This is a genomic window from Streptomyces sp. E-08 (genome assembly GCF_049913095.1).
Taxonomy (GTDB): domain Bacteria; phylum Actinomycetota; class Actinomycetes; order Streptomycetales; family Streptomycetaceae; genus Streptomyces.
The window spans coordinates 4,935,720-4,952,672 of record NZ_CP183971.1 but is presented as its reverse complement, the minus strand read 5'-3'; the positions used below and the strand labels follow the sequence as shown (position 1 = coordinate 4,952,672).

Genomic DNA, 16,953 nt, shown 5'->3' with positions numbered 1-16,953 from the left:
CCGGACGCGCTGCTCGGACGTCGTCACGACGGTCCTGCCCACGGGCAGGACAACGTCATGGCCACGTACAACGGCGACCACACCTGACGGATGGCCCACCGCTCCGACCGGAGCGGCCCCAGAGAAGGCAGAGTCTTGAAGCACACGAGAAACACCCGGCGCCGGCTCGCCACCGCCGTCGCCGTCGCCCTGGCCGTCACGACGGGCGCGACGGCTCTGGCCGCACCGGCGGCCCTGGCGGCGCCCGCCGCCGTGGGGCAGGAGGCGGAGCAGGACGTCGCGCCGTTCCCCGTCCGTGCCACGCTGCTGAGCTCCGGCCCGACCGGCTTCCTGAGCGCCCAGAGCATCACTAACCAGCCCCTCATCTGGCGGTGGACGCGCTACGCGGACGGCGCCGCGACCGTCCTCACGGGCGGTTCGTACGCACCGGCCCCGGGCACGGACGTCATCACCACCGGGTCGAAGGACGGCGTCTTCACCCTGTTCGACATGGGCAAGGGCGGCGAACCGCTGGAGATCGACACCCGCCCGCTCGGCGAGGGCTACGCCGTCGCCCGGTACGCGGGCACGCGCCTCGTCATGAAGAAGACCAACGCGACGGGCGGCACCGACGTCCACATCGTCGGCAAGCCGCAGGGCGTCCTCGTCGACGACATCGTGACCGGCCTGCCGGACGACGCGGTGATCACCGCCGTCGACGTGGAGGAGCCCGGCACCGCCGTGGTCCGGTACTCGGGCACCGTGGACGGCGTGAAGCGGAAGCGCGCGGCCGTCGTGGACGTCGCGACCCACGCGGTCGTCGAGGAGTACGAGCTGCCCGAGGGCGAGGTGGGGAGCCTCGCCCTGTCCGCCACCCACATCGCCTGGGTGGAGAAGCCCGCGGACTCCACCCCGGTCAAGGTGGCCGTGACCCGGCGGGGAACCGCCGGGACCGTGCGCCACGACCTTGGTGCCACGGCCTCCGTCGCCATCGAGCTGGTCGGCGACTGGGTGACGTACCGGCAGTTCGGGAACTACTCGTCGATCGAGCCGGCGAACTCGCTGTTCGCGCTGTACGCCCGCTCGCTGACGACCGGGGAGACGGTCAAGCTCCTGGAGCACACCAAGAGCTCCGCCAACGGCGCCGGCGGAACGCAGGTGGCGCGGGGCGGGACGCTCGAACACGGCGAGGGCCTCTACCGGATCGCCCCGGGCGCCGACGGCGCCCGGCCGGTGGTCACCCTCGTCGCGAGCACCGGCGAGCCCACGGCCCTGCAGCTGGTGAAGCAGGACGTCCCCGAGGCGATCGACTTCGACACCACGCCCACCCCGGTGCCCCTGTCCTGGACCCTGAGCCGGGTCGGGGTCACGGCGAAGGTCGAACTGGTGCACACCGCGACCGGAAAGCGGACCACGGTCCCGGCCTACCTCACCGACGGGGCGTACACCGCGCAGTGGAACGGCCTCCTCGGCGACACGCTGACCGCCTACAACGGCGGCTACACCTGGAAGATGACGGCGACCCCCCACGACGGGATCGGCCCCGCCCTCGTCACCTCCGGCACCTTCAAGGTCACCCGCAAGCCCACCCCGCACGACTTCGACGACAACGGCACCGCGGACCTGCTCATACGGAACGCCAACGGCGAGCTGTTCGTCCACGACGGGTACACCAACCGCTACGGCCCGACCTGGCAGGAGAAGGACCCGGTCCGCATCGGCACGGGCTGGAACACCTACGACCAGCTCGTCGCCCCCGGAAACGTCGCCGGCTCCTCGTACGCCGACATCGTCGCCCGCGACAAGACCGGCGTCCTCTGGCTCCACCAGGGCGCCGGCCGCACGCTCGCGCCCCGCGTGCGCGTCGGCGGTGGCTGGCAGATCTACGACCAGCTCACCGGCGGCAGCGACCTCAACGGCGACGGCCGCCCGGACCTCCTCGCCCGCGACAAGACCGGCGTCCTCTGGCTGTACAAGGGCACGGGCAGCACGACGACCCCGTTCTCGACGCGGGTGAAGGTCGGCGGCGGCTGGGGCGTCTACAACGCGATCACCGCCACCGGGAACATCGGCGGCGCCGCCGCCGGAGACCTCGTCGCCCGCGACAGGGCCGGAGCCCTCTGGCTCTACCTCGCCAAGGGCGACGGCACCTTCGCCGGCCGCACCCTCATCAACAGCAACTGGGGCCCCTTCACGCCCGTCGCCGTGGGTGACGTCGACCGCGACGGACGTCCGGACCTCGTGGGGCAGGGCTCCGGCGGAGGGGTGTACCTCGCCAAGGGGACGGGCGACTGGAAGAAGCCCTTCGGGGCCCTCGACGGGGTGGCCTTCCTGGGAGCGGACTCCACCTGGCCCAACATCCTGTTCTGACGGGTCAGGGACCTCCCAGCGGCACGGTCGCCCAGACCGTCTTGCCGACGGACCGGTCCCGCACGCCCCACGCCGTGGCGAGGGCGGCGACGAGCAGCAGCCCGTAGCCGCCCTCGTCCGGCTCCCGGGCCGGGACGGGCCGGGCCTCCCCGCGCGCGTCGGACAGCTCGACCCGTACGTGGTCGCCGCCCCGCCCCATCCGCACCTCGAAGTCCCGCCCCGGCACCCACCCGTGCTGGACCGCGTTGTTGGCGAGCTCGGCGACGACCAGCTCGACGGCGTCGGCGGCGGGGCCGCTCAGCCCCCACTGACGAAGCTCCTGCACAGCGAGTAACCGCGCCAGGCGTGCGCCCCGGCGCGTCGCCGAGAGCCGGAGCGTGAACTCACCGGTTGGAGTGGCGGTTTCTGATTTCATGCCCCCGAGCCTGGGCCCCCGGCCGTACGCTGACCAGCAGCGACGCCACGACGCTGGGTAACTGTACGGGTACGCCAAGAGGGCGGTACGGATGTCGGGGAACGAGGAGGAGCGGCCGGAACGGCCCTCCGAGGTGGACGGCACGGCGCACCTGTTCCGTGCGCTCGGGAAGATCATCAAGGTACTGCGGAGGAACGCGGGCCTGAGCCAGGCGGAGCTGGCGGCCCTCGCGCACTGCAGCGAGGACCTCGTCTCCTCCATCGAGCGGGGCGTACGGGTCCCCCAGCCGGACCTGCTGATCCAGCTGGACCCTCTGCTGGGGGCGGGCGGGGTACTGGTCGCGGCGACGGACGACGCGAGGGAGGCGTTGTCGCGGGCGCGGGTGCGGCATCCGGACTGGTTCCAGGACTTCGCGGACGCGGAGGCGAAGGCGGTGGCGCTGCACTATTACGAGGTGCAGGCGGTGCCGGGCATTCTGCAGACCGAGGCGTATGCGCGGTACCTCTTCGAGAACCGTCGGCCCATGCTGGACGAGGCGACGGTCGAGAAGCGCGTGGCCGACCGGATCTCCCGACAGGCGATCCTCGACAAGTGGCCGTCGCCGACGATCAGCTTCGTCCTGGAGGCCGCCGTCCTGCTGCGCCCGTTCGGCGGACCGCAAGTCCACCGGGAGCAGCTGTGTCGCGTGCTGGAGGTGGCCCGACGACGCACGGTCGAGCTGCAGATCATGCCGCAGGACCGCTCCGAACACCCTTACCTGGGCGGCGCTTTCACCCTGCTCACACCGCCGGGGCGACGAGAGGTCGCGTACACAGAGATCTACGGGCACGCCCGGCTGATCACCGCGCCGGAACAGGCCCGCACTTACGCCGAGCGCTATGGGATCATCCGGGCGCGGGCTCTCTCGCCTCAGGAGTCCCTGGACTGGATCGAAAAACTGCTGGGAGAACGATGAACACCACGGAACTCGCCTGGTTCAAGAGCACCTACAGCGACTCCGAAGGCGGCAACTGCATCGAAGTCGCCTACCACTGGCGCAAGTCCAGCTACAGCAGCGGTGAAGGCGGCGAGTGCGTCGAGGTCGCCGCCCACCCCACCACCATCCACATCCGCGACTCCAAGAACCCCCACGGCCCCCAGCTCGCCGTCGCCCCTGCGGCCTGGGCCGCGTTCGTGGACGGCGCGTCCCTCTAAGGGAGCCCCTTGGTTCCCGTGGTGACGGCCTTGTCGAGGCTCGCGCCCGTGAGGTTCACCCCGGTCAGGTCCGCGCCCGTGAGGTTCGCGCCGTCGAGGCTCGCGTCCGCGAGGTCGACACCGCGCAGGTCAACCCCGGCGAGGTCGGCCGACGTGAGGTCGGCCTCGCTCATGCGGGCGCAGCCGATCGGCTTGGCTTCCTCGTCTCCCCGTTGGATGTAGTGCTCGCGATCGCAGAACAGAGTCCTTCGCAGGTCGGCGTGGAAGAGAGACGCGCCGGTGAGGTCGGCGCCCGAGAAGTTCGTTCCGGCCATGCCGGCGCAGGGCCCGTCCGGCATGCACAGCATGGCGGCCGTCAGGTTGGCCATTCTGAAGTCCGTGTCCTTCAGGTGGGCGCGATACAGGTAGGCCGAGTCGAGGTTCGCGCGGAACATGACCGCGCCGTCCAGGTTCGCCGCCTCCAGGTCGGCTTCGCCGAGGTCGGCGTCCGAAAGGTCCGCGCCGCTGAGGTCGGCCCCGGCCAGTTCGACACCGTGCAGGTGGGGCTCGGTCGTGAGTCCGGCTCCCGTCCGCCAGCCCTGGAGGTCCGCTCCGGTCAGGTCCAGGACCAGGCCGCCGTCGCGCTCCGGCCGGCGCCGGGCCAGGACGTCCATGGCGACCCCCACGTCGGACGTCGGCGCCGTCTTCCGTGGCAGGGGCGCGTGCTGGCGTACGTACGCCGACAGCACGGACACGATGGTGGGCTGGTCGGCGGCCGAGTCCTTCATGATGCGCTCCAGCGCGTAGATCCCGCCCAGGCGGACGTCGAGGGAGCCGGAGGCCAGGTTACCGACGGCGGTGTTGAAGCGGGTGGTGATCTGCTGGTCCTCGGCGATCCGCAGCTCCTTGCCCGACTGGCTGACCTGCAGCCACGTGAAGAGCAGCGCGGCGACGGCGGCGAGGCCCGGCAGGCTGAGCATGAGCAGGGAGAGCCGCGAGGCGGGGACGCCGTTACCGGCCCTGGCCGCCTGGCGGCGGTGCGCCAGACGCCGGGCGGCCCACCGGCGCCGGATCCGCAGGGGCCTGCCGGGGGGCGTGGTCCGGTTCACCCGGCCATTCCCTCACGCCGGGGTGCGGAGGTTCGCCGTGCCACACCGCCTGTCCCTCTTTGGGGCCATGCCCCGGCCCCGGGCCGTGGCAGATGCCGACGGCATACGATCCCGGGCGTGACCTCCATGAAGTTCGTTCTCTTCGACGTCGACGGCACCCTCATGAACGCCGTCGAGAACCAGCGGCGCGTCTGGCACGCGTGGGCCGCGCACCACGGGCTCGACGGGGACGAGGTGTACGCCGTGGCGCTGCGGACGCGGCCCGTGGAGACCTTCGCGGCCGTCGTGCCCGGCGCCGACCCGGACGAGTGCCTCGCCCTCCTGCACGCGCTGGAGGACGAGGACGTCCGTACGGGCTCGTACGCGGCCTTCGACGGGGCCGCCGAGCTGCTCGCCGGTCTGCCGGCGGACCGGTGGGCGCTGGTGACGTCGAACTACGAGCACCGGGTGCGGGGGCGGTTCGACCGGACCGGGCTGACGTTCCCGGGGCTGATCGTCGACGCGGCCTCGGTCGCCGAGGGGAAGCCGTCGCCCGTCCCGTACCTGACCGCCGCCGGGAAGCTGGGCGCGGACCCGGCGGAGTGCCTGGTGATCGAGGACGCGCCGTCCGGGGTGCGGTCGGGGCTGGACGCCGGGATGACGGTCTGGACCGTGAACACCCCGGTGCCGCACCCGGACGCGCACCGGCACTTCGCTACGCTCGCGGAGGCGGCGCCGGAGATCCTGGCGGCCGTGGGGCTGGGGGTCGCGCTCTAGACGTCCGGGGTCAGCGGCGCGCCAGCGCGTCGAACCAGCGCACGATCTGGGGCCCGGCCTGCTTGAAGGAGCCGTTGTGGTCGGCCTTCCCGTGGTCGATCACCGGGGCCTTCACACCGTGGCGGGCCAGATCGGCCGCGCAGTCGACGGAGTTGGCGATCGCGACGTCCGTGTCGCCGGACGCGCTGTGCAGCCGGACCGGCACGGCCGGCTTCCAGTCGCAGGTCCCGTCCTGCGCCTCGATCGCGGCCAGCAGACCGCCGTCCGGGTGCCGCAGCCGCTCGTAGAAGCCGTCGGTCAGCAGCTCCTTCACCGAGCCGGGCAGCTGGGTGACGATGTCCTCCTCGGTGTGCCGGGTGTCGAAGAGTTCCTCCACGTACCCCGCGTAGGGCTGCCGGAACACCTCGGCCGGGTCGTCGTAGAAGGGGTGCAGGCGGTTCTGCGCGGTCAGGAAGTACGACATGTAGAAGACACCGCTGATGTCGTTGACCCGGCCGTCGAGAAGGGCGGGTATCTCGGCGCCCCGCAGGTCGTACGGTCCCGCGACCGGTGCGAGCGCCCGCAGCCGGAAGTGCCGGTCCGCGCCCCGTGCCAGTTCGCGGCCCAGCGCCATGGCGACCTGGCCGCCCTGCGAGAACCCGGTGCCGTACACGTCTCCGGTGAGCGGCCGGCCGAGCTCGCGCGCGGCGGTGCGGGACGCCCGCAGCATGTCGAGCGAGGCGGACACGGAGGAGGCGGTGTCCATGTACGGGTGGAGGCCGGGGCCCTTGCCGAGCCCGAGATAGTCCGGGGCGGCGACGGCGCGGCCCGCGGCGGCGTGCAGGTAGGGCGCGTACAGGCCGAAGTCCTCCGCGACGGAGGGCGCGTAGTCGCGGTGCACCATCGTCCCGTGCGTGTCGGCCACCAGGTCGAGCCGGCGCTCGCCGCCCTCGGGGAGCACCAGGAGGCCGGTGGCGGTGGTCGGTGCGCCCTGTGGGGTCACGGTCCGGTAGGTGATCCGGTAGCCGCGCACACCGTGCCGCACGGTCGCCGGGTCGATCCCGGCGCCCTTGAGGAACGCGGCGACCTCGGCCCTGCTCAGGTCGGCGACGGGGGTGACACCGAGAAGCTCCCCGCGCGCCGTGCCCTGCTGTGCGGGACGGACCGGACGGGACTCGGACGCCGCGACCGCCGGGGCGGCGGCGAGGGCCGTGAGGACGACTGCGGTCGCGGCGGCCAGGGAGCGGCGTACGCGCCGGCGCTGCGCCGCCTGCCGGAAGCGGGTGCGGGTCGTGGTGTGGGTCATGGCGACGACGCTACGGAGCGGTCGACCACCGGGACATCCGACGGCCCCCCGGCCGCCGGTGTGGCCAGCCCCACCCCGGAACCGCGGAATCCCCCCTGGGCCGGTGCGGGTCGGGCAGGACGCCCGGAATACGCCTGCGGAGTGGAGGGTTGGACCGGGACATGCAACGTGATCCGGAGCTGTCCGGCCCCCTCCATCCTCTGCTGGCCGGACGGTTCAGCCCCTACCAGTTCGACCCGTCGGCCGCCGTCGACGACCGGGCCCTGGGCCTGCTGCTCGAAGCGGCGCGGTGGGCGCCGTCGGCCGGGAACTCCCAGCCGTGGGGGTTCTTCGTGAGCCGGCCGGGCGAGGAGAGCCACGAGCGGGTGGTCCGCCACCTCGCGCCCAGCTCGGCGCGGTGGGCGACGAACGCGGGGCTGCTGGTCGTGACGCTGACGCGACGGCACGTGGGTGACTCGGAGCTGCTCTACTCCGAGTTCTCGGACTACGACCTGGGCCAGGCCATCGCCCACATGACCCTCCAGGCGGAGGCGCTGGGTCTCGCGTCGCACCAGTTCCGGGCCTTCGACATGGAGGGGCTGACCAAGGAGCTGGCACCGAACCCTGGCTGGGCGATCGTCTCCATGGTCGCGCTGGGAAAGGCGGCCGGAGGGCCTCGGGAAGGCCGCGACCGGCGCACCGTCGCCGATCTGCTGTCCGCGCCCTGGTCGCCGTAGGGGGGATCAGGGGCCGGAGCGGTACCGGAAACCCAGGACCCTCACCTTCCGGTCCTCCCCCAACAACAGCCTCGCAACGACCACTTGACCTCCATTCAGGTCGCAAACCCCCTCGGCTACTGTGTGGCCCATGCAGGGGGAACCGGAAGACCAATCGAGTTCGGACAGTTTGCGCGGCAGCGGGGCAATGCCGCTGGAGTCGGGCGACCCGCGTCAGATCGGGGCGTTCAGGCTGCTCGGTGTGCTGGGGTCCGGCGGGATGGGGCGGGTCTACCTCGGCGCCGTGCCCGGGAAGTTCGCGGCGGTGAAGCGGGTCCTTCCCGTGCTCGCCGAGGACCCCGACTTCCTCAGCCACTTCGGGCACGAGCTCGACAACCTGGCCCGGCTTCCCACCGGTGCCAACACCAGGCTCCTCGCGAGCGACCGCACGGCGAAGCCGCCGTGGTTCGCGACCGAGTTCATCCCCGGCATCACCCTCAACGAGGCCATCCGCCTCAACGCCGGTCCGCTCTCCGGTGGCGCCCTGTGGCGCCTCCTCCGGGAGGCCGCCGCCGGGCTGCGGGTGGTGCACGGCGCCGACATGGTGCACCGCGACCTCAAGCCCTCCAACGTGATGCTGACCGACGGCGGCCTCTCGCTCATCGACTTCGGGGTGGCCCGGGCCGCCGACCAGAGCCGGCTGACCAAGACCGGCATGGTCATCGGGACCCCCGCCTACATGGCGCCCGAGCAGGCCGTCGCCGACCGGCAGCTGACCGGTGCCGCCGATGTGTTCGCCCTGGGCAGCCTGCTGCTGTACGCGGCGAACGGGCGGCCTCCGTTCGGTGACGGTTCCGGGCCCGACCTCCTCTACCGGGTCGTCCACGGCGAGCCCGACTTCGGGCGCCTCACCGAGGGCGACCCCGAGCTCGCGGAGCTCGTACAGAAGTGTCTCGCCAAGGATCCGGCGGACCGGCCGACCGCCGACGAGCTCGTCGCGCTCACCGAGGAGGGGGCGGCGGGCGCCGTCTGGCCCGAGGCCGTCGCCGCGCGGATCGCGGCGCGGGCGGCCTTCGCCGCCGGGGCGCCGACCGCCGAGCAGCTCGAAGAGCTGGAGCGGGCCGACCCGGCCCGGGACGTCGCAACGGCCTCGCTGACCCCGCAGGCCCCGAGGGAGCCCGCGACCGCCTCCCCGGACCCGCTGGCGGTCACCGGTCAGGCGGCTCCGGACGCGCCCCGGTGGCGGCGGAACAAGCTGGTGATGTTCGCCGTGCCCGTCGTCGTGGCGACCGGCACCACCCTGACCGTCGCGCTCGGCCCGTACGAGATCGGCCGTCTGGGCGCGGCCCCGGAGGCGTCGCCGTCCTCGGTGGCCTCGCAGCCCGCTTCCGTGCCGCCGTCGACGGGGACGGGGACGCCGTCGGCCAAGCCTTCGGCCAAGCCGTCCGCGAAGCCGTCGACGAAACCGCCGGCCGGGTCGACGGCCCCGCCGCCGGACGCCTCCGGCGGCGGCGTCGCGGGTGGTGGCGGCACGCTGTCCGGCGGTTCCGACTCCGGCGGGGGCGCGGGCGGGTCCGTCACGGGTGACGGTTCGGGCTCGGCGTCCGGCGGCGGGACCACCACGTCCGGCGGTTCCAGCTCCTCCGGCGGCGGCTCGGGCTCCGGCTCCGGTTCCGGCTCCTCCGGCGGCACCACGACCCGTCCGGCCCCGAAGCCGACGACCCAGGCACCCGCTCCTCCGCCGCCCACCAGCTCGACGCCCTCGGGGACGTACTCCCTGAAGAACGCGTCGGACGGCACGTGTCTGGGCGAGTACAACGCGGGATACGGCGTCTTCGCCAACACCTATGAGTGCGGTTCGGCGCAGGGCACCAGGCCCATCTGGTACAGCTGGACGTACAAGGCCGGCGCGAACGGCACCTTCCGGCTGGTCAACCGGCAGAGCGGCCACTGCCTCGACCCGAACGGGACGGTCGGCGCCACCGCGGCCCCCTGCGACGGCTCCAGCGATCAGTCGTGGCGCATCCAGGCCACGACTGCCAACGGGCGGACGCTCATGAACGTGGGCAAGGGCCAGTGCATCCTGGCCGGGCCCCCGTTCACGATGATGGCCGCCTGCGACGCGGGCGACCTGCGTCAGCTCTGGCGGAACGTCTCACCCATCTGAGCGGCGCCGAAGACGGGGACGGTGACGTCCCCGTCCGGACCCTCCCGCCGGAAGGCGACCTCCAGCTCCATCCCGATCCTGAGGTCGCCGTCCGCCACCCCCACGACCTCCGTCATCATGCGCGGCCCCTCGGCGAGGTCGACCACGGCCGCGACGTACGGGACGCGGTCGCCGAAGGGCGGGAGGTCGTTCCGGTGGACGACGGACCAGGTGTAGAGGGTCGCGCGGCCGCTCGCCCGTTCCCAGCCGACGTCCTCGCTCCAGCAGTGCGGGCAGAACTCGCGCGGGTAGTGGTGGGCGCGGTCGCACGCGGCGCAGTGGCGCAGGAGCAGGTGTCCTTCTGCGGCGGCATCCCAGTAGGGGCGGGTGAAGGCATCGATGTCGGGCGTCGCGGTCACAAGAAGAGTCCGATCGCGGAGTCGAGGGACCACGTCTGCCAGGACAGGGTGACGAGGGCGACGAGGGAGATGAGCGCCATCATCGCGTTCTGCCCCTGCTCGGCCCAGTCGTGGATCATCAGGACGAGGTAGAGGAGGTTGAGCAGGAGGCCGCCGACGAGGGCGACGGGGGTGAGGAAGCCGCTGATCAGGCCGAGGCCGAGGGCGAGTTCGGCGTAGACGACGACGTACGCCATGAGCTGGGGCCGCGGGGCGACGACGGTGTCGAAGCCGTTCTTCACGGCCGGCCACCTGTGCTTGCCGGCGACGTCCGCCGCCCAGGCGATGCCGGTGCCGCGTTCGAACCAGCCCTTCTTGTCCTTGTGGCGCCAGCTCTCCAGCCACCACAGGCCGAGGCCTATGCGGAGGACGGCGAGCCATTCGGCGCCGGTGAGCCAGACGGTCTGCATGCGGACCCTCCCGGTGAAGCGAATCTGACGGTACGTCAGTTCAGCGCAGACCGGCCCGGGTCGCAAGGGGCGGGAACCCCGGACGAGCGGCGAAGGCGGCGGGCCGGCGGGGGCGGAGACGGCCGAGCCGTCCGCCTTCCCTCACGGCAAGATGGCCGGAATAGCCAGCCGCCGGCGCGCACGCAAGCCCCTCAGCGCCCTCTTCTTCCTCGGCGGCGTCGCGGGGCGCGGACCTCTCGGACCCTCGGGGGCATTCCGACCATCGTGCGAATGTGGTCATGCACCCCAGGTCAGGGGTGCTCGCCCATTTCAAGATCCCTTTACCGAGACCTCCATCACCCCTTACCCCACCCCCAAGGTCAAACCCCTAGCCTAGGCTCTCGACAAGTAAGCAATGAGCCAACATCAAGCACGGGGGAGCTTTGTTGACCACTCGCTCCGAAATCGCCGTCTTCTCACTGCGCGCGTACTCCGCCGCACTCAAACACGGGGAATTCCACACCACCGAGATAGCCCGGGACATCGGCTGCGACGAAGCCACGGCCGACCGGATAAGAGTTCACCTCAGCAAGCTTCGACTTCTCGCCGAAGGGCATCCCGGCGGGGGCTGGCGTCCGGTCGACCCGGAAGTCGCAGAAGTGGAACTACGACTACCGCTTGAGCAGCGAATTCACGTCGGCCAGCAGGAACTCGCCCGGCTCCACCACACCCTGGACCAGTTCACCGGCCTCTACCGCGAGCACACCCGGGCCTTGCGCACCCAGGAGACGATACGGGTACTGACCGACCCCGCCGACGTCCAGCAGGAGGTCGGGCTCATGATGCGCCGCTGCACCAAGGAGATGGTGACCATGCAGCCCGGCGGCGGCCGCAGCGCGGAGACCATCCGCGCGGTGCTGCCCCCCACGCTGGAACTGCTGAACCGCGGTGTGGAGATGCGCACCCTCTACCAGCACACCGCCCGCGCCAGCCTCACCACCCGCAACTACGTGCGCCAAGTCGCCGAGGAGGGCGCGCAGATCCGCACCACCGGCGAAGCCTTCGAGCGCCTGATCATCTTCGACGCCGAGACCGTGTTCGTGCCGGCGGCGCGGTGCGGCCGCCAGGTCCCCGGTGCGGCGGTCGTCACCGATCCGACGGTCGTGAACTTCATGTACCGCACCTTCGAGAGCATGTGGCAGTCGGCCCAGGAATTCGAGGCGCACCGCCACGACTACCAGCAGGCGGCGGCGGAGCTGCGCGGCCGGATCCTGCAGCTGATGGCCGCCGGCCTGAAGGACGACGTCATCGCCCGACGCCTCGGCATGGCCACCCGGACCTGCCGGCGGTACATCACCGGGATCACGGAGGAGATCGGCGCGGTCAGCCGGTTCCAGGCGGGCGTGAAGGCCGCCCGCCTGGGACTGCTGCCGGACGAGGAGGAGATGGGGGCCCTCACTCCGGGAAGCTGAACACCCCCGTCGTCCGGCAGGCCGGGTTCGCGCCCATGCCGACGACGCCGACCTGCTCGCGGGGCAGCGCCCTGATGTGCGAGCCGGCGTACCCGTGCGGAGTGATGAAGGCGTCCCAGGTCGCCGCCCAGTCCGTGCGGGCGCCGGTCGCCGGGTCGTACATCGGCTCCGCGCGCGGCAGGACGCGCCGCTGCACGACATAGCTCGCGTCCAGGCACTCGCCCAGCCGCTCCTTCCAGGCCTGCTCGGAGAGCTCCCAGCCCGGGACGATCCCCGCCCCGCCGAAGTCCCCGCGCGGCTTGAGGATCAGCTCGTCCTTGCGGGTGCGGCAGTAGTCGAGCAGGTCCACGCTCGCCCCCTCGGCCTCGACGAGGCCGGGGGTGAGCGTGCGGGTCCACGGCAGGACCCGGTCGATCAGCGCCGCCTCGTCCGCGGTGAACGCCTCGCGCCAGCGCGGGTCGGAGAGCATCGCCATCGTGCCCTTGTTGCCGTAGAGGAAGCTCTCCAGCGGCGTGTAGAGGATCGTGCCGCCCGCCTCGTGCGCCCGGAACACCGCCTCGGCGGCCTCCTCCCCTCCGCTGCCCTGGCAGAGCTGGTCGACGGAGAAGTAGCGCAGCACGACGTCGATCGGAGCGCCGTCCAGATACAGCTTCCCGCCGCGCTCACGGGTCTGGCCGACCTCACCGAGCCGAAGGTCGATGCCCAGGCCCCTCATCATCTCCGCGAAGGAGTCGACGAGATGGCGGTACGGGGCGAGCCCGCCGTCCGCCTCCAGGAAGGCGACGACCGGCTCCTCACCACGGGCGACCGGCTCCGCGACCTCGCGCAGCAGCCCCGCGAGCACCCGGCCGGTGTGCACGTAGTCCAGCCGGTGCTCCTCCGCGAAGGCCCGGAACGCGGGAACCTCCAGGAGCGCCCGGCTGATCTCGGCGCGGTCGGTGCCGCCGAGCTGGGTGCCCAGGTTGAACTCCAGGACCTTGAAGGACTCGCCGTCGTGATAGAGGTCGGCGCGCCCGTGCATCGGCGGGGTGTGGCCGCCCAGACGCGTCATCAGCGCGGTCTTGCGCTCGTCGATGCCCAGGGCCGCGCAGTACCGGCGCAGGTCGCCGTCGAAGAGCCTTCCGGGCAGGGAGACCAGCAGGTCGAAGAGACGGGCGAGCTCGTCGGCGAAGCCCCGTATCTCCCGGTCCGGGATGAAGCAGGGCCGCGGGAGCAGGCGGTGGGCGCAGGAGGCGGCGAACGCGGGCGGGAACGCCGTCTGCTCCATGGCGTGCGCCAGTTCCCCGGAGGAGGCGACTGCCGCCAGGTACGCCTCGGTGACGCGGTCGGTCACGGCTGCTTCTCCTCGGTGGTGGTGGCGAAGATCGGTCCCCGGTGCACCTTGTGCTGCGCCGCCTGGGCGAGCGGGCGTACGACGAGCCGGTCGATGTTGACGTGCGCGGGCAGCGTCACCGCCCACCGCACGCATTCGGCGACGTCCTCGGCACGCAGGGGGCCGTCGACGCCGGCGTAGACCGCGTCCGCCTTGGCGCGGTCACCGTGGAAGCGGTTGAGGGCGAACTCCGCCGTGTGCACCATGCCGGGTGCGATCTCGACGACGCGCACCGGCTGTCCCGCCAGCTCCAGCCGGAGGGTCTCGGACAGGGCGTGCGCGGCGTGCTTGGCGGCGCTGTAGCTGCCGCCGCTCTCGTAGTTGACGGACGCCGCCGTGGAGGTGAGGTTCACGATCGTGCCGCCCCCGCCGGCCCCCAGCAGGGGCAGCAGCGCCTGCGTCATGTGGAGCGTGCCCAGGACGTTGACCTCGAACGTCGAGAGCCAGGACGCCGGGTCTCCCGTCGCCACGGGAGACGCGTCGAAGGCGCCGCCGGCGATGTTCACCAGCACGTCGCAGCTGTCGAGGGTGGCGGCGAACCCGGCGACGGCCGAGGCGTCGGTGACGTCGAGCTGGTGGGCCCGGCCGCCCGTGCGGGCGGCGAGGTCCGTCAGCCGGTCGGCGCGGCGGGCGACGACGACCACGTCGTAGCCGGCCTTGACCAGCGACTCTGCGGTGGCGGCGCCGATGCCTCCGCTCGCTCCGGTGATGACCGCGGTAGGGGACATCGGTTCAGTTCTCCAGCTCGTCGGGCCAGGTGCGCAGGGTGCGCAACGGGGAAAGGAAGATCGGGATCCATACCAGGGCCATGCCGATGGCACCGGCCCACAGCGCGGCGCGCGGTCCCGCGGCGGCACCGAGGGCGCCGGCCAGCGCCGCTCCGACGGCCAGGGCACCGGTCAGCAGGAAGCGCATCGTGGCGTTCATCCGGCCGAGCAGCTCCCCCGGGGTGCAGCGCTGGCGGAAGCTGACCTGGATCACGTTGTTCACGCCGACCCGGAAGGTCGTCAGCAGCCAGGACAGGCCGGCCAGCCACAGCCCCGCACCGCGGTCGACCAGCGGCACCAGGAGGGCGAAGGGGGCCACCGCGAGCCCGAGGATCCACAGGGTGCGGCCTTGGCCGAGCCGCTCGCCGATCCGGCGGGAGGACCGCGCGCCCAGGAACACTCCGATGCCGCCGACGGCGAGGTAGAGGCCGACGACGCCCTCGGAGAGTCCGAGTTCGCTGACGAAGACCACCGGCAGCATGGTGACGCTGACCTGGATGGAGAGGTTGTTCATCGCGCCGGCCATCGCGACGGCGCGCAGCACCGGCTGCTTGAGGACGAACCGCAGCCCCTCGTTGACCTCCTTGACGAGGCTGCGCTGCGCGGCCCGCTCGGGGCGTACGTCAGGATGGCGGATCGTCGCGATCCACGCCGCCGACCACAGGTCGGTGAGCGCGTTCACCGCGATCGCGGCGGGCGCGGCCACCAGCTGTACGAGGAAGCCGCCGACGCTGCGCCCCGCCAGCTGGTTCAGGGCGTCCACGCTGACCAGGGCGGAGTTGGCGGCGGGCAGCTGGTCCCGGTCGACGAGCTGCGGCAGGTAGCTCTGCTGGCCGACCTCGGCGAAGACGGTCGCCACTCCGGAGAGCAGCACGACGGCGTACAGCTGGTTCATGGTGAGGGAGTCCATGAGCCAGGCCACCGGGATGGAGCCGAGCAGCAGGCCCCGTGACAGGTCGGCGGTGACCATGACGCGGCGGCGGCGCATCCGGTCCACCCAGGCCCCGGCGGGCAGGCCGATCAGCAGGAACGACAGGGTGCTGAGGGTGGCGAGCAGCCCGACCTGGCCGGCGCCGGCGTGCAGGGTCGTGACGGCCAGGAGCGGGATCGCCACGTAGCCGATCTGGGTACCGAGTTTCCCCGCGGCGGCGGCGGTGAACAACCGTCGGAAGCCGGGGTGGCGCATCACCGACGGTGGTGCGGGGGGCGCCGCCTGCGTGGCGGGCTGAAGGGTGGTCATTCCCTGGTTCTCCTCTGCTCGGGCCCGTCGGCCTATTCGACGTGGAAGCAGATCTGGCTGACGACGCGCTCGCAGATGGCGGTGGCCTCGTCGGCGTCCTTGCCGGTGGCGATCACGTAGCCGGAGCTGCAGTCCTTCACCGACCGCAGCTCGGGCAGGGTGTCGCCGGGGTGGCGGGTGATGACGACCACGACCTCGGCCTCCCGGGTCCGGGAGAGCAGCGGCACGATGTTGCCCTTGGCCTCGCCCGGGGGAACGGTGAGGACGAGGGCGTCGACGGTGTCGAGGCCGGTGATCTCCTTGAGGGTGCCGGGCTGCGGGGTGAAGAAGCGGATCGCGGCCCCGTGGTCGTTGACGGGCGAGGTCTGCGGCAGCTCCTCGAAGCCCAGCTGGACGGCGAGGAACATCCGGTACAGGTCGACGCCGCAGGCGCGGCGGACGAGCTCGGGGGCGCCGCTGCCGGCGAAGCGGTCGTGGGACTCCAGCACCTTCGGGCCGTCGGGGGTGAGGACGAACTCGCTGTGCGCGGGGCCGTCGGTGAGACCGACGACGTCCAGGAGCCGGCCGACGAGCTCGGTCAGCTCGGCACGGTGGGGGGCGGCGACCCGGCTGGGCGTGCTGACCTCCCATTCCACGAAGCGGTCGTTCATCTGGTACTCGGACATGCCGAAGACGACGTGCCGGCCCTGGTAGGAGAAGGTGTCGACGCTCACCACCGGCCCTTCGAGGTACTCCTCGGCGATGGCGCGCGTGTACCCGGCCTCCCGCAGGTGCTTGAAGGCGGTCGCCGCGTCCTCACGGGACTCCACGACGTGGACGTGCAGGCTGGCGACGCCGTCCGCGGGCTTGACGACGATCCGGCCGCCGACGGACTCGGCGAAGTCCGCCGTCTCCTCCTCGCTGGCGACCATGGCGTGGCGGATCGGGGACAGGTCGTGCTCGTCGAGCAGCCGCCGGGTCTCCGCCTTGTCCTTGAGGGCGCGCGCGGTACGGGCGGTGGTGCCGGGCACGCCGAGGGCGTCGGCGACCTCGCCGGCCGCGATGGCCGCGTACTCGGTGGCCGACAGGACGGCGTCGAAGGGCTCCTCGGCGTGCAGGGGCCGGAGCACCTTGAGGATGGCGGCGCTGTCGCCGATCGGGGCGTGGAGGATCCGCGAGCAGTAGTCGGCGAAGTCCGGCTCGTACCGTCCCTCCTCGTGCACGAGCACGACGTCCACCCCCAGCTCGTGGGCGGTGGTGATCGGCCGGGCGTTACCGCCTATCAGGGCGATTCTGGGCATGGCTGTGCTGCCTTTCGGGTTGGGGGTTCGGTGAGGTGGGGGGAGTC

16 protein-coding genes are annotated in these 16,953 nt (G+C 72.2%); 7 read left to right on the top strand and 9 right to left on the bottom strand.

The window, feature by feature from the left end; genetic code table 11:
- Positions 1-135: 135 nt before the first annotated feature.
- On the top strand, positions 136-2,349 hold the full coding sequence (locus ACN9MM_RS22885; protein WP_426365416.1) for an FG-GAP repeat domain-containing protein: 2,214 nt from the start codon (positions 136-138) through the stop codon (positions 2,347-2,349).
- A 4-nt stretch (positions 2,350-2,353) separates the two neighbouring features.
- On the opposite strand, the gene ACN9MM_RS22880 is transcribed toward ACN9MM_RS22885, so the two are convergent.
- The gene (locus tag ACN9MM_RS22880; protein WP_426365415.1) at positions 2,354-2,764 is read right to left on the bottom strand and encodes an ATP-binding protein; all 411 of its coding nucleotides are present in this window, start codon (positions 2,762-2,764) and stop codon (positions 2,354-2,356) included.
- A gap of 91 nt (positions 2,765-2,855) precedes the next feature.
- Between ACN9MM_RS22880 and ACN9MM_RS22875 the strand changes: the two genes are divergently transcribed.
- Positions 2,856-3,719: a helix-turn-helix domain-containing protein gene (locus ACN9MM_RS22875; protein ID WP_426365414.1), complete on the top strand. Its 864-nt coding sequence runs from the start codon at positions 2,856-2,858 to the stop codon at positions 3,717-3,719.
- Positions 3,716-3,958 (top strand): DUF397 domain-containing protein, encoded by a 243-nt coding sequence (locus ACN9MM_RS22870; protein WP_426365412.1) that lies wholly within the window; start codon positions 3,716-3,718, stop codon positions 3,956-3,958. Before ACN9MM_RS22875 ends, ACN9MM_RS22870 begins: the two co-directional genes overlap by 4 nt.
- Here ACN9MM_RS22870 and ACN9MM_RS22865 read toward each other — a convergent pair.
- On the bottom strand, positions 3,955-5,046 hold the full coding sequence (locus tag ACN9MM_RS22865; protein ID WP_426365411.1) for a pentapeptide repeat-containing protein: 1,092 nt from the start codon (positions 5,044-5,046) through the stop codon (positions 3,955-3,957). The two genes, ACN9MM_RS22870 and ACN9MM_RS22865, sit on opposite strands and share 4 nt — an antisense overlap.
- A 126-nt stretch (positions 5,047-5,172) precedes the next feature.
- Here ACN9MM_RS22865 and ACN9MM_RS22860 point away from each other — a divergent pair, with 126 nt between their 5' ends.
- Positions 5,173-5,802, top strand: coding sequence for an HAD family hydrolase (locus ACN9MM_RS22860; protein WP_426368805.1), 630 nt, complete (start codon positions 5,173-5,175; stop codon positions 5,800-5,802).
- A gap of 10 nt (positions 5,803-5,812) precedes the next feature.
- Here ACN9MM_RS22860 and ACN9MM_RS22855 read toward each other — a convergent pair whose 3' ends face one another.
- Entirely contained in the window at positions 5,813-7,087 is a 1,275-nt protein-coding gene (locus tag ACN9MM_RS22855) for an alpha/beta hydrolase (protein WP_426365409.1), read from the bottom strand.
- A gap of 161 nt (positions 7,088-7,248) precedes the next feature.
- On the opposite strand from ACN9MM_RS22855, the gene ACN9MM_RS22850 reads away from it, so the two are divergent.
- Together ACN9MM_RS22850 and ACN9MM_RS22845 are read left to right on the top strand one after the other, a co-directional pair.
- Entirely contained in the window at positions 7,249-7,803 is a 555-nt protein-coding gene (locus tag ACN9MM_RS22850) for a nitroreductase family protein (protein ID WP_426365407.1), read from the top strand.
- 187 nt (positions 7,804-7,990) lie between these two features.
- Positions 7,991-9,949 carry a protein kinase domain-containing protein gene (locus ACN9MM_RS22845; protein ID WP_426365406.1) on the top strand — a complete coding sequence of 653 codons (1,959 nt, stop codon included), beginning with the start codon at positions 7,991-7,993 and terminating at the stop codon, positions 9,947-9,949.
- Here ACN9MM_RS22845 and ACN9MM_RS22840 read toward each other — a convergent pair.
- Positions 9,919-10,347, bottom strand: coding sequence for a Zn-ribbon domain-containing OB-fold protein (locus ACN9MM_RS22840; RefSeq protein ID WP_426365405.1), 429 nt, complete (start codon positions 10,345-10,347; stop codon positions 9,919-9,921). The genes ACN9MM_RS22845 and ACN9MM_RS22840 overlap by 31 nt on opposite strands.
- Positions 10,344-10,796 carry a DoxX family membrane protein gene (locus ACN9MM_RS22835; protein WP_426365404.1) on the bottom strand — a complete coding sequence of 151 codons (453 nt, stop codon included), beginning with the start codon at positions 10,794-10,796 and terminating at the stop codon, positions 10,344-10,346. Before ACN9MM_RS22835 ends, ACN9MM_RS22840 begins: the two co-directional genes overlap by 4 nt.
- Before the next feature lie 425 nt (positions 10,797-11,221).
- Between ACN9MM_RS22835 and ACN9MM_RS22830 the strand changes: the two genes are divergently transcribed.
- The gene (locus tag ACN9MM_RS22830; protein ID WP_426365403.1) at positions 11,222-12,247 is read left to right on the top strand and encodes a hypothetical protein; all 1,026 of its coding nucleotides are present in this window, start codon (positions 11,222-11,224) and stop codon (positions 12,245-12,247) included.
- Here ACN9MM_RS22830 and ACN9MM_RS22825 read toward each other — a convergent pair.
- Genes ACN9MM_RS22825 through ACN9MM_RS22810 form a run of 4 tightly spaced genes read right to left on the bottom strand, consistent with a single transcriptional unit; the run spans position 12,231 to position 16,906 of the window.
- Positions 12,231-13,580, bottom strand: coding sequence for a hypothetical protein (locus ACN9MM_RS22825; RefSeq protein ID WP_426365402.1), 1,350 nt, complete (start codon positions 13,578-13,580; stop codon positions 12,231-12,233). The genes ACN9MM_RS22830 and ACN9MM_RS22825 overlap by 17 nt on opposite strands.
- A complete protein-coding gene (locus ACN9MM_RS22820) occupies positions 13,577-14,347 on the bottom strand; it encodes an SDR family NAD(P)-dependent oxidoreductase (protein WP_426365401.1) in 771 nt (256 codons plus the stop codon). Before ACN9MM_RS22820 ends, ACN9MM_RS22825 begins: the two co-directional genes overlap by 4 nt.
- Positions 14,348-14,351: 4 nt before the next feature.
- Positions 14,352-15,626: an MFS transporter gene (locus ACN9MM_RS22815; protein WP_426365400.1), complete on the bottom strand. Its 1,275-nt coding sequence runs from the start codon at positions 15,624-15,626 to the stop codon at positions 14,352-14,354.
- A gap of 32 nt (positions 15,627-15,658) precedes the next feature.
- Entirely contained in the window at positions 15,659-16,906 is a 1,248-nt protein-coding gene (locus tag ACN9MM_RS22810) for an ATP-grasp domain-containing protein (RefSeq protein ID WP_426365399.1), read from the bottom strand.
- Between the last annotated feature and the right edge of the window lie 47 nt (positions 16,907-16,953).

What these genes read in the sequence shown, in the direction of transcription:
- ACN9MM_RS22880 (WP_426365415.1), bottom strand. Translation starts at nt 2,764, where the DNA reads ATGAAATCAGAAACCGCCACTCCAACCGGTGAGTTCACGCTCCGGCTC.
- ACN9MM_RS22875 (WP_426365414.1), top strand. Translation starts at nt 2,856, where the DNA reads ATGTCGGGGAACGAGGAGGAGCGGCCGGAACGGCCCTCCGAGGTGGAC.
- ACN9MM_RS22870 (WP_426365412.1), top strand. Translation starts at nt 3,716, where the DNA reads ATGAACACCACGGAACTCGCCTGGTTCAAGAGCACCTACAGCGACTCC.
- ACN9MM_RS22860 (WP_426368805.1), top strand. Translation starts at nt 5,173, where the DNA reads ATGAAGTTCGTTCTCTTCGACGTCGACGGCACCCTCATGAACGCCGTC.
- ACN9MM_RS22855 (WP_426365409.1), bottom strand. Translation starts at nt 7,087, where the DNA reads ATGACCCACACCACGACCCGCACCCGCTTCCGGCAGGCGGCGCAGCGC.
- ACN9MM_RS22850 (WP_426365407.1), top strand. Translation starts at nt 7,249, where the DNA reads ATGCAACGTGATCCGGAGCTGTCCGGCCCCCTCCATCCTCTGCTGGCC.
- ACN9MM_RS22845 (WP_426365406.1), top strand. Translation starts at nt 7,991, where the DNA reads ATGCCGCTGGAGTCGGGCGACCCGCGTCAGATCGGGGCGTTCAGGCTG.
- ACN9MM_RS22835 (WP_426365404.1), bottom strand. Translation starts at nt 10,796, where the DNA reads ATGCAGACCGTCTGGCTCACCGGCGCCGAATGGCTCGCCGTCCTCCGC.
- ACN9MM_RS22820 (WP_426365401.1), bottom strand. Translation starts at nt 14,347, where the DNA reads ATGTCCCCTACCGCGGTCATCACCGGAGCGAGCGGAGGCATCGGCGCC.
- ACN9MM_RS22815 (WP_426365400.1), bottom strand. Translation starts at nt 15,626, where the DNA reads ATGACCACCCTTCAGCCCGCCACGCAGGCGGCGCCCCCCGCACCACCG.
- ACN9MM_RS22810 (WP_426365399.1), bottom strand. Translation starts at nt 16,906, where the DNA reads ATGCCCAGAATCGCCCTGATAGGCGGTAACGCCCGGCCGATCACCACC.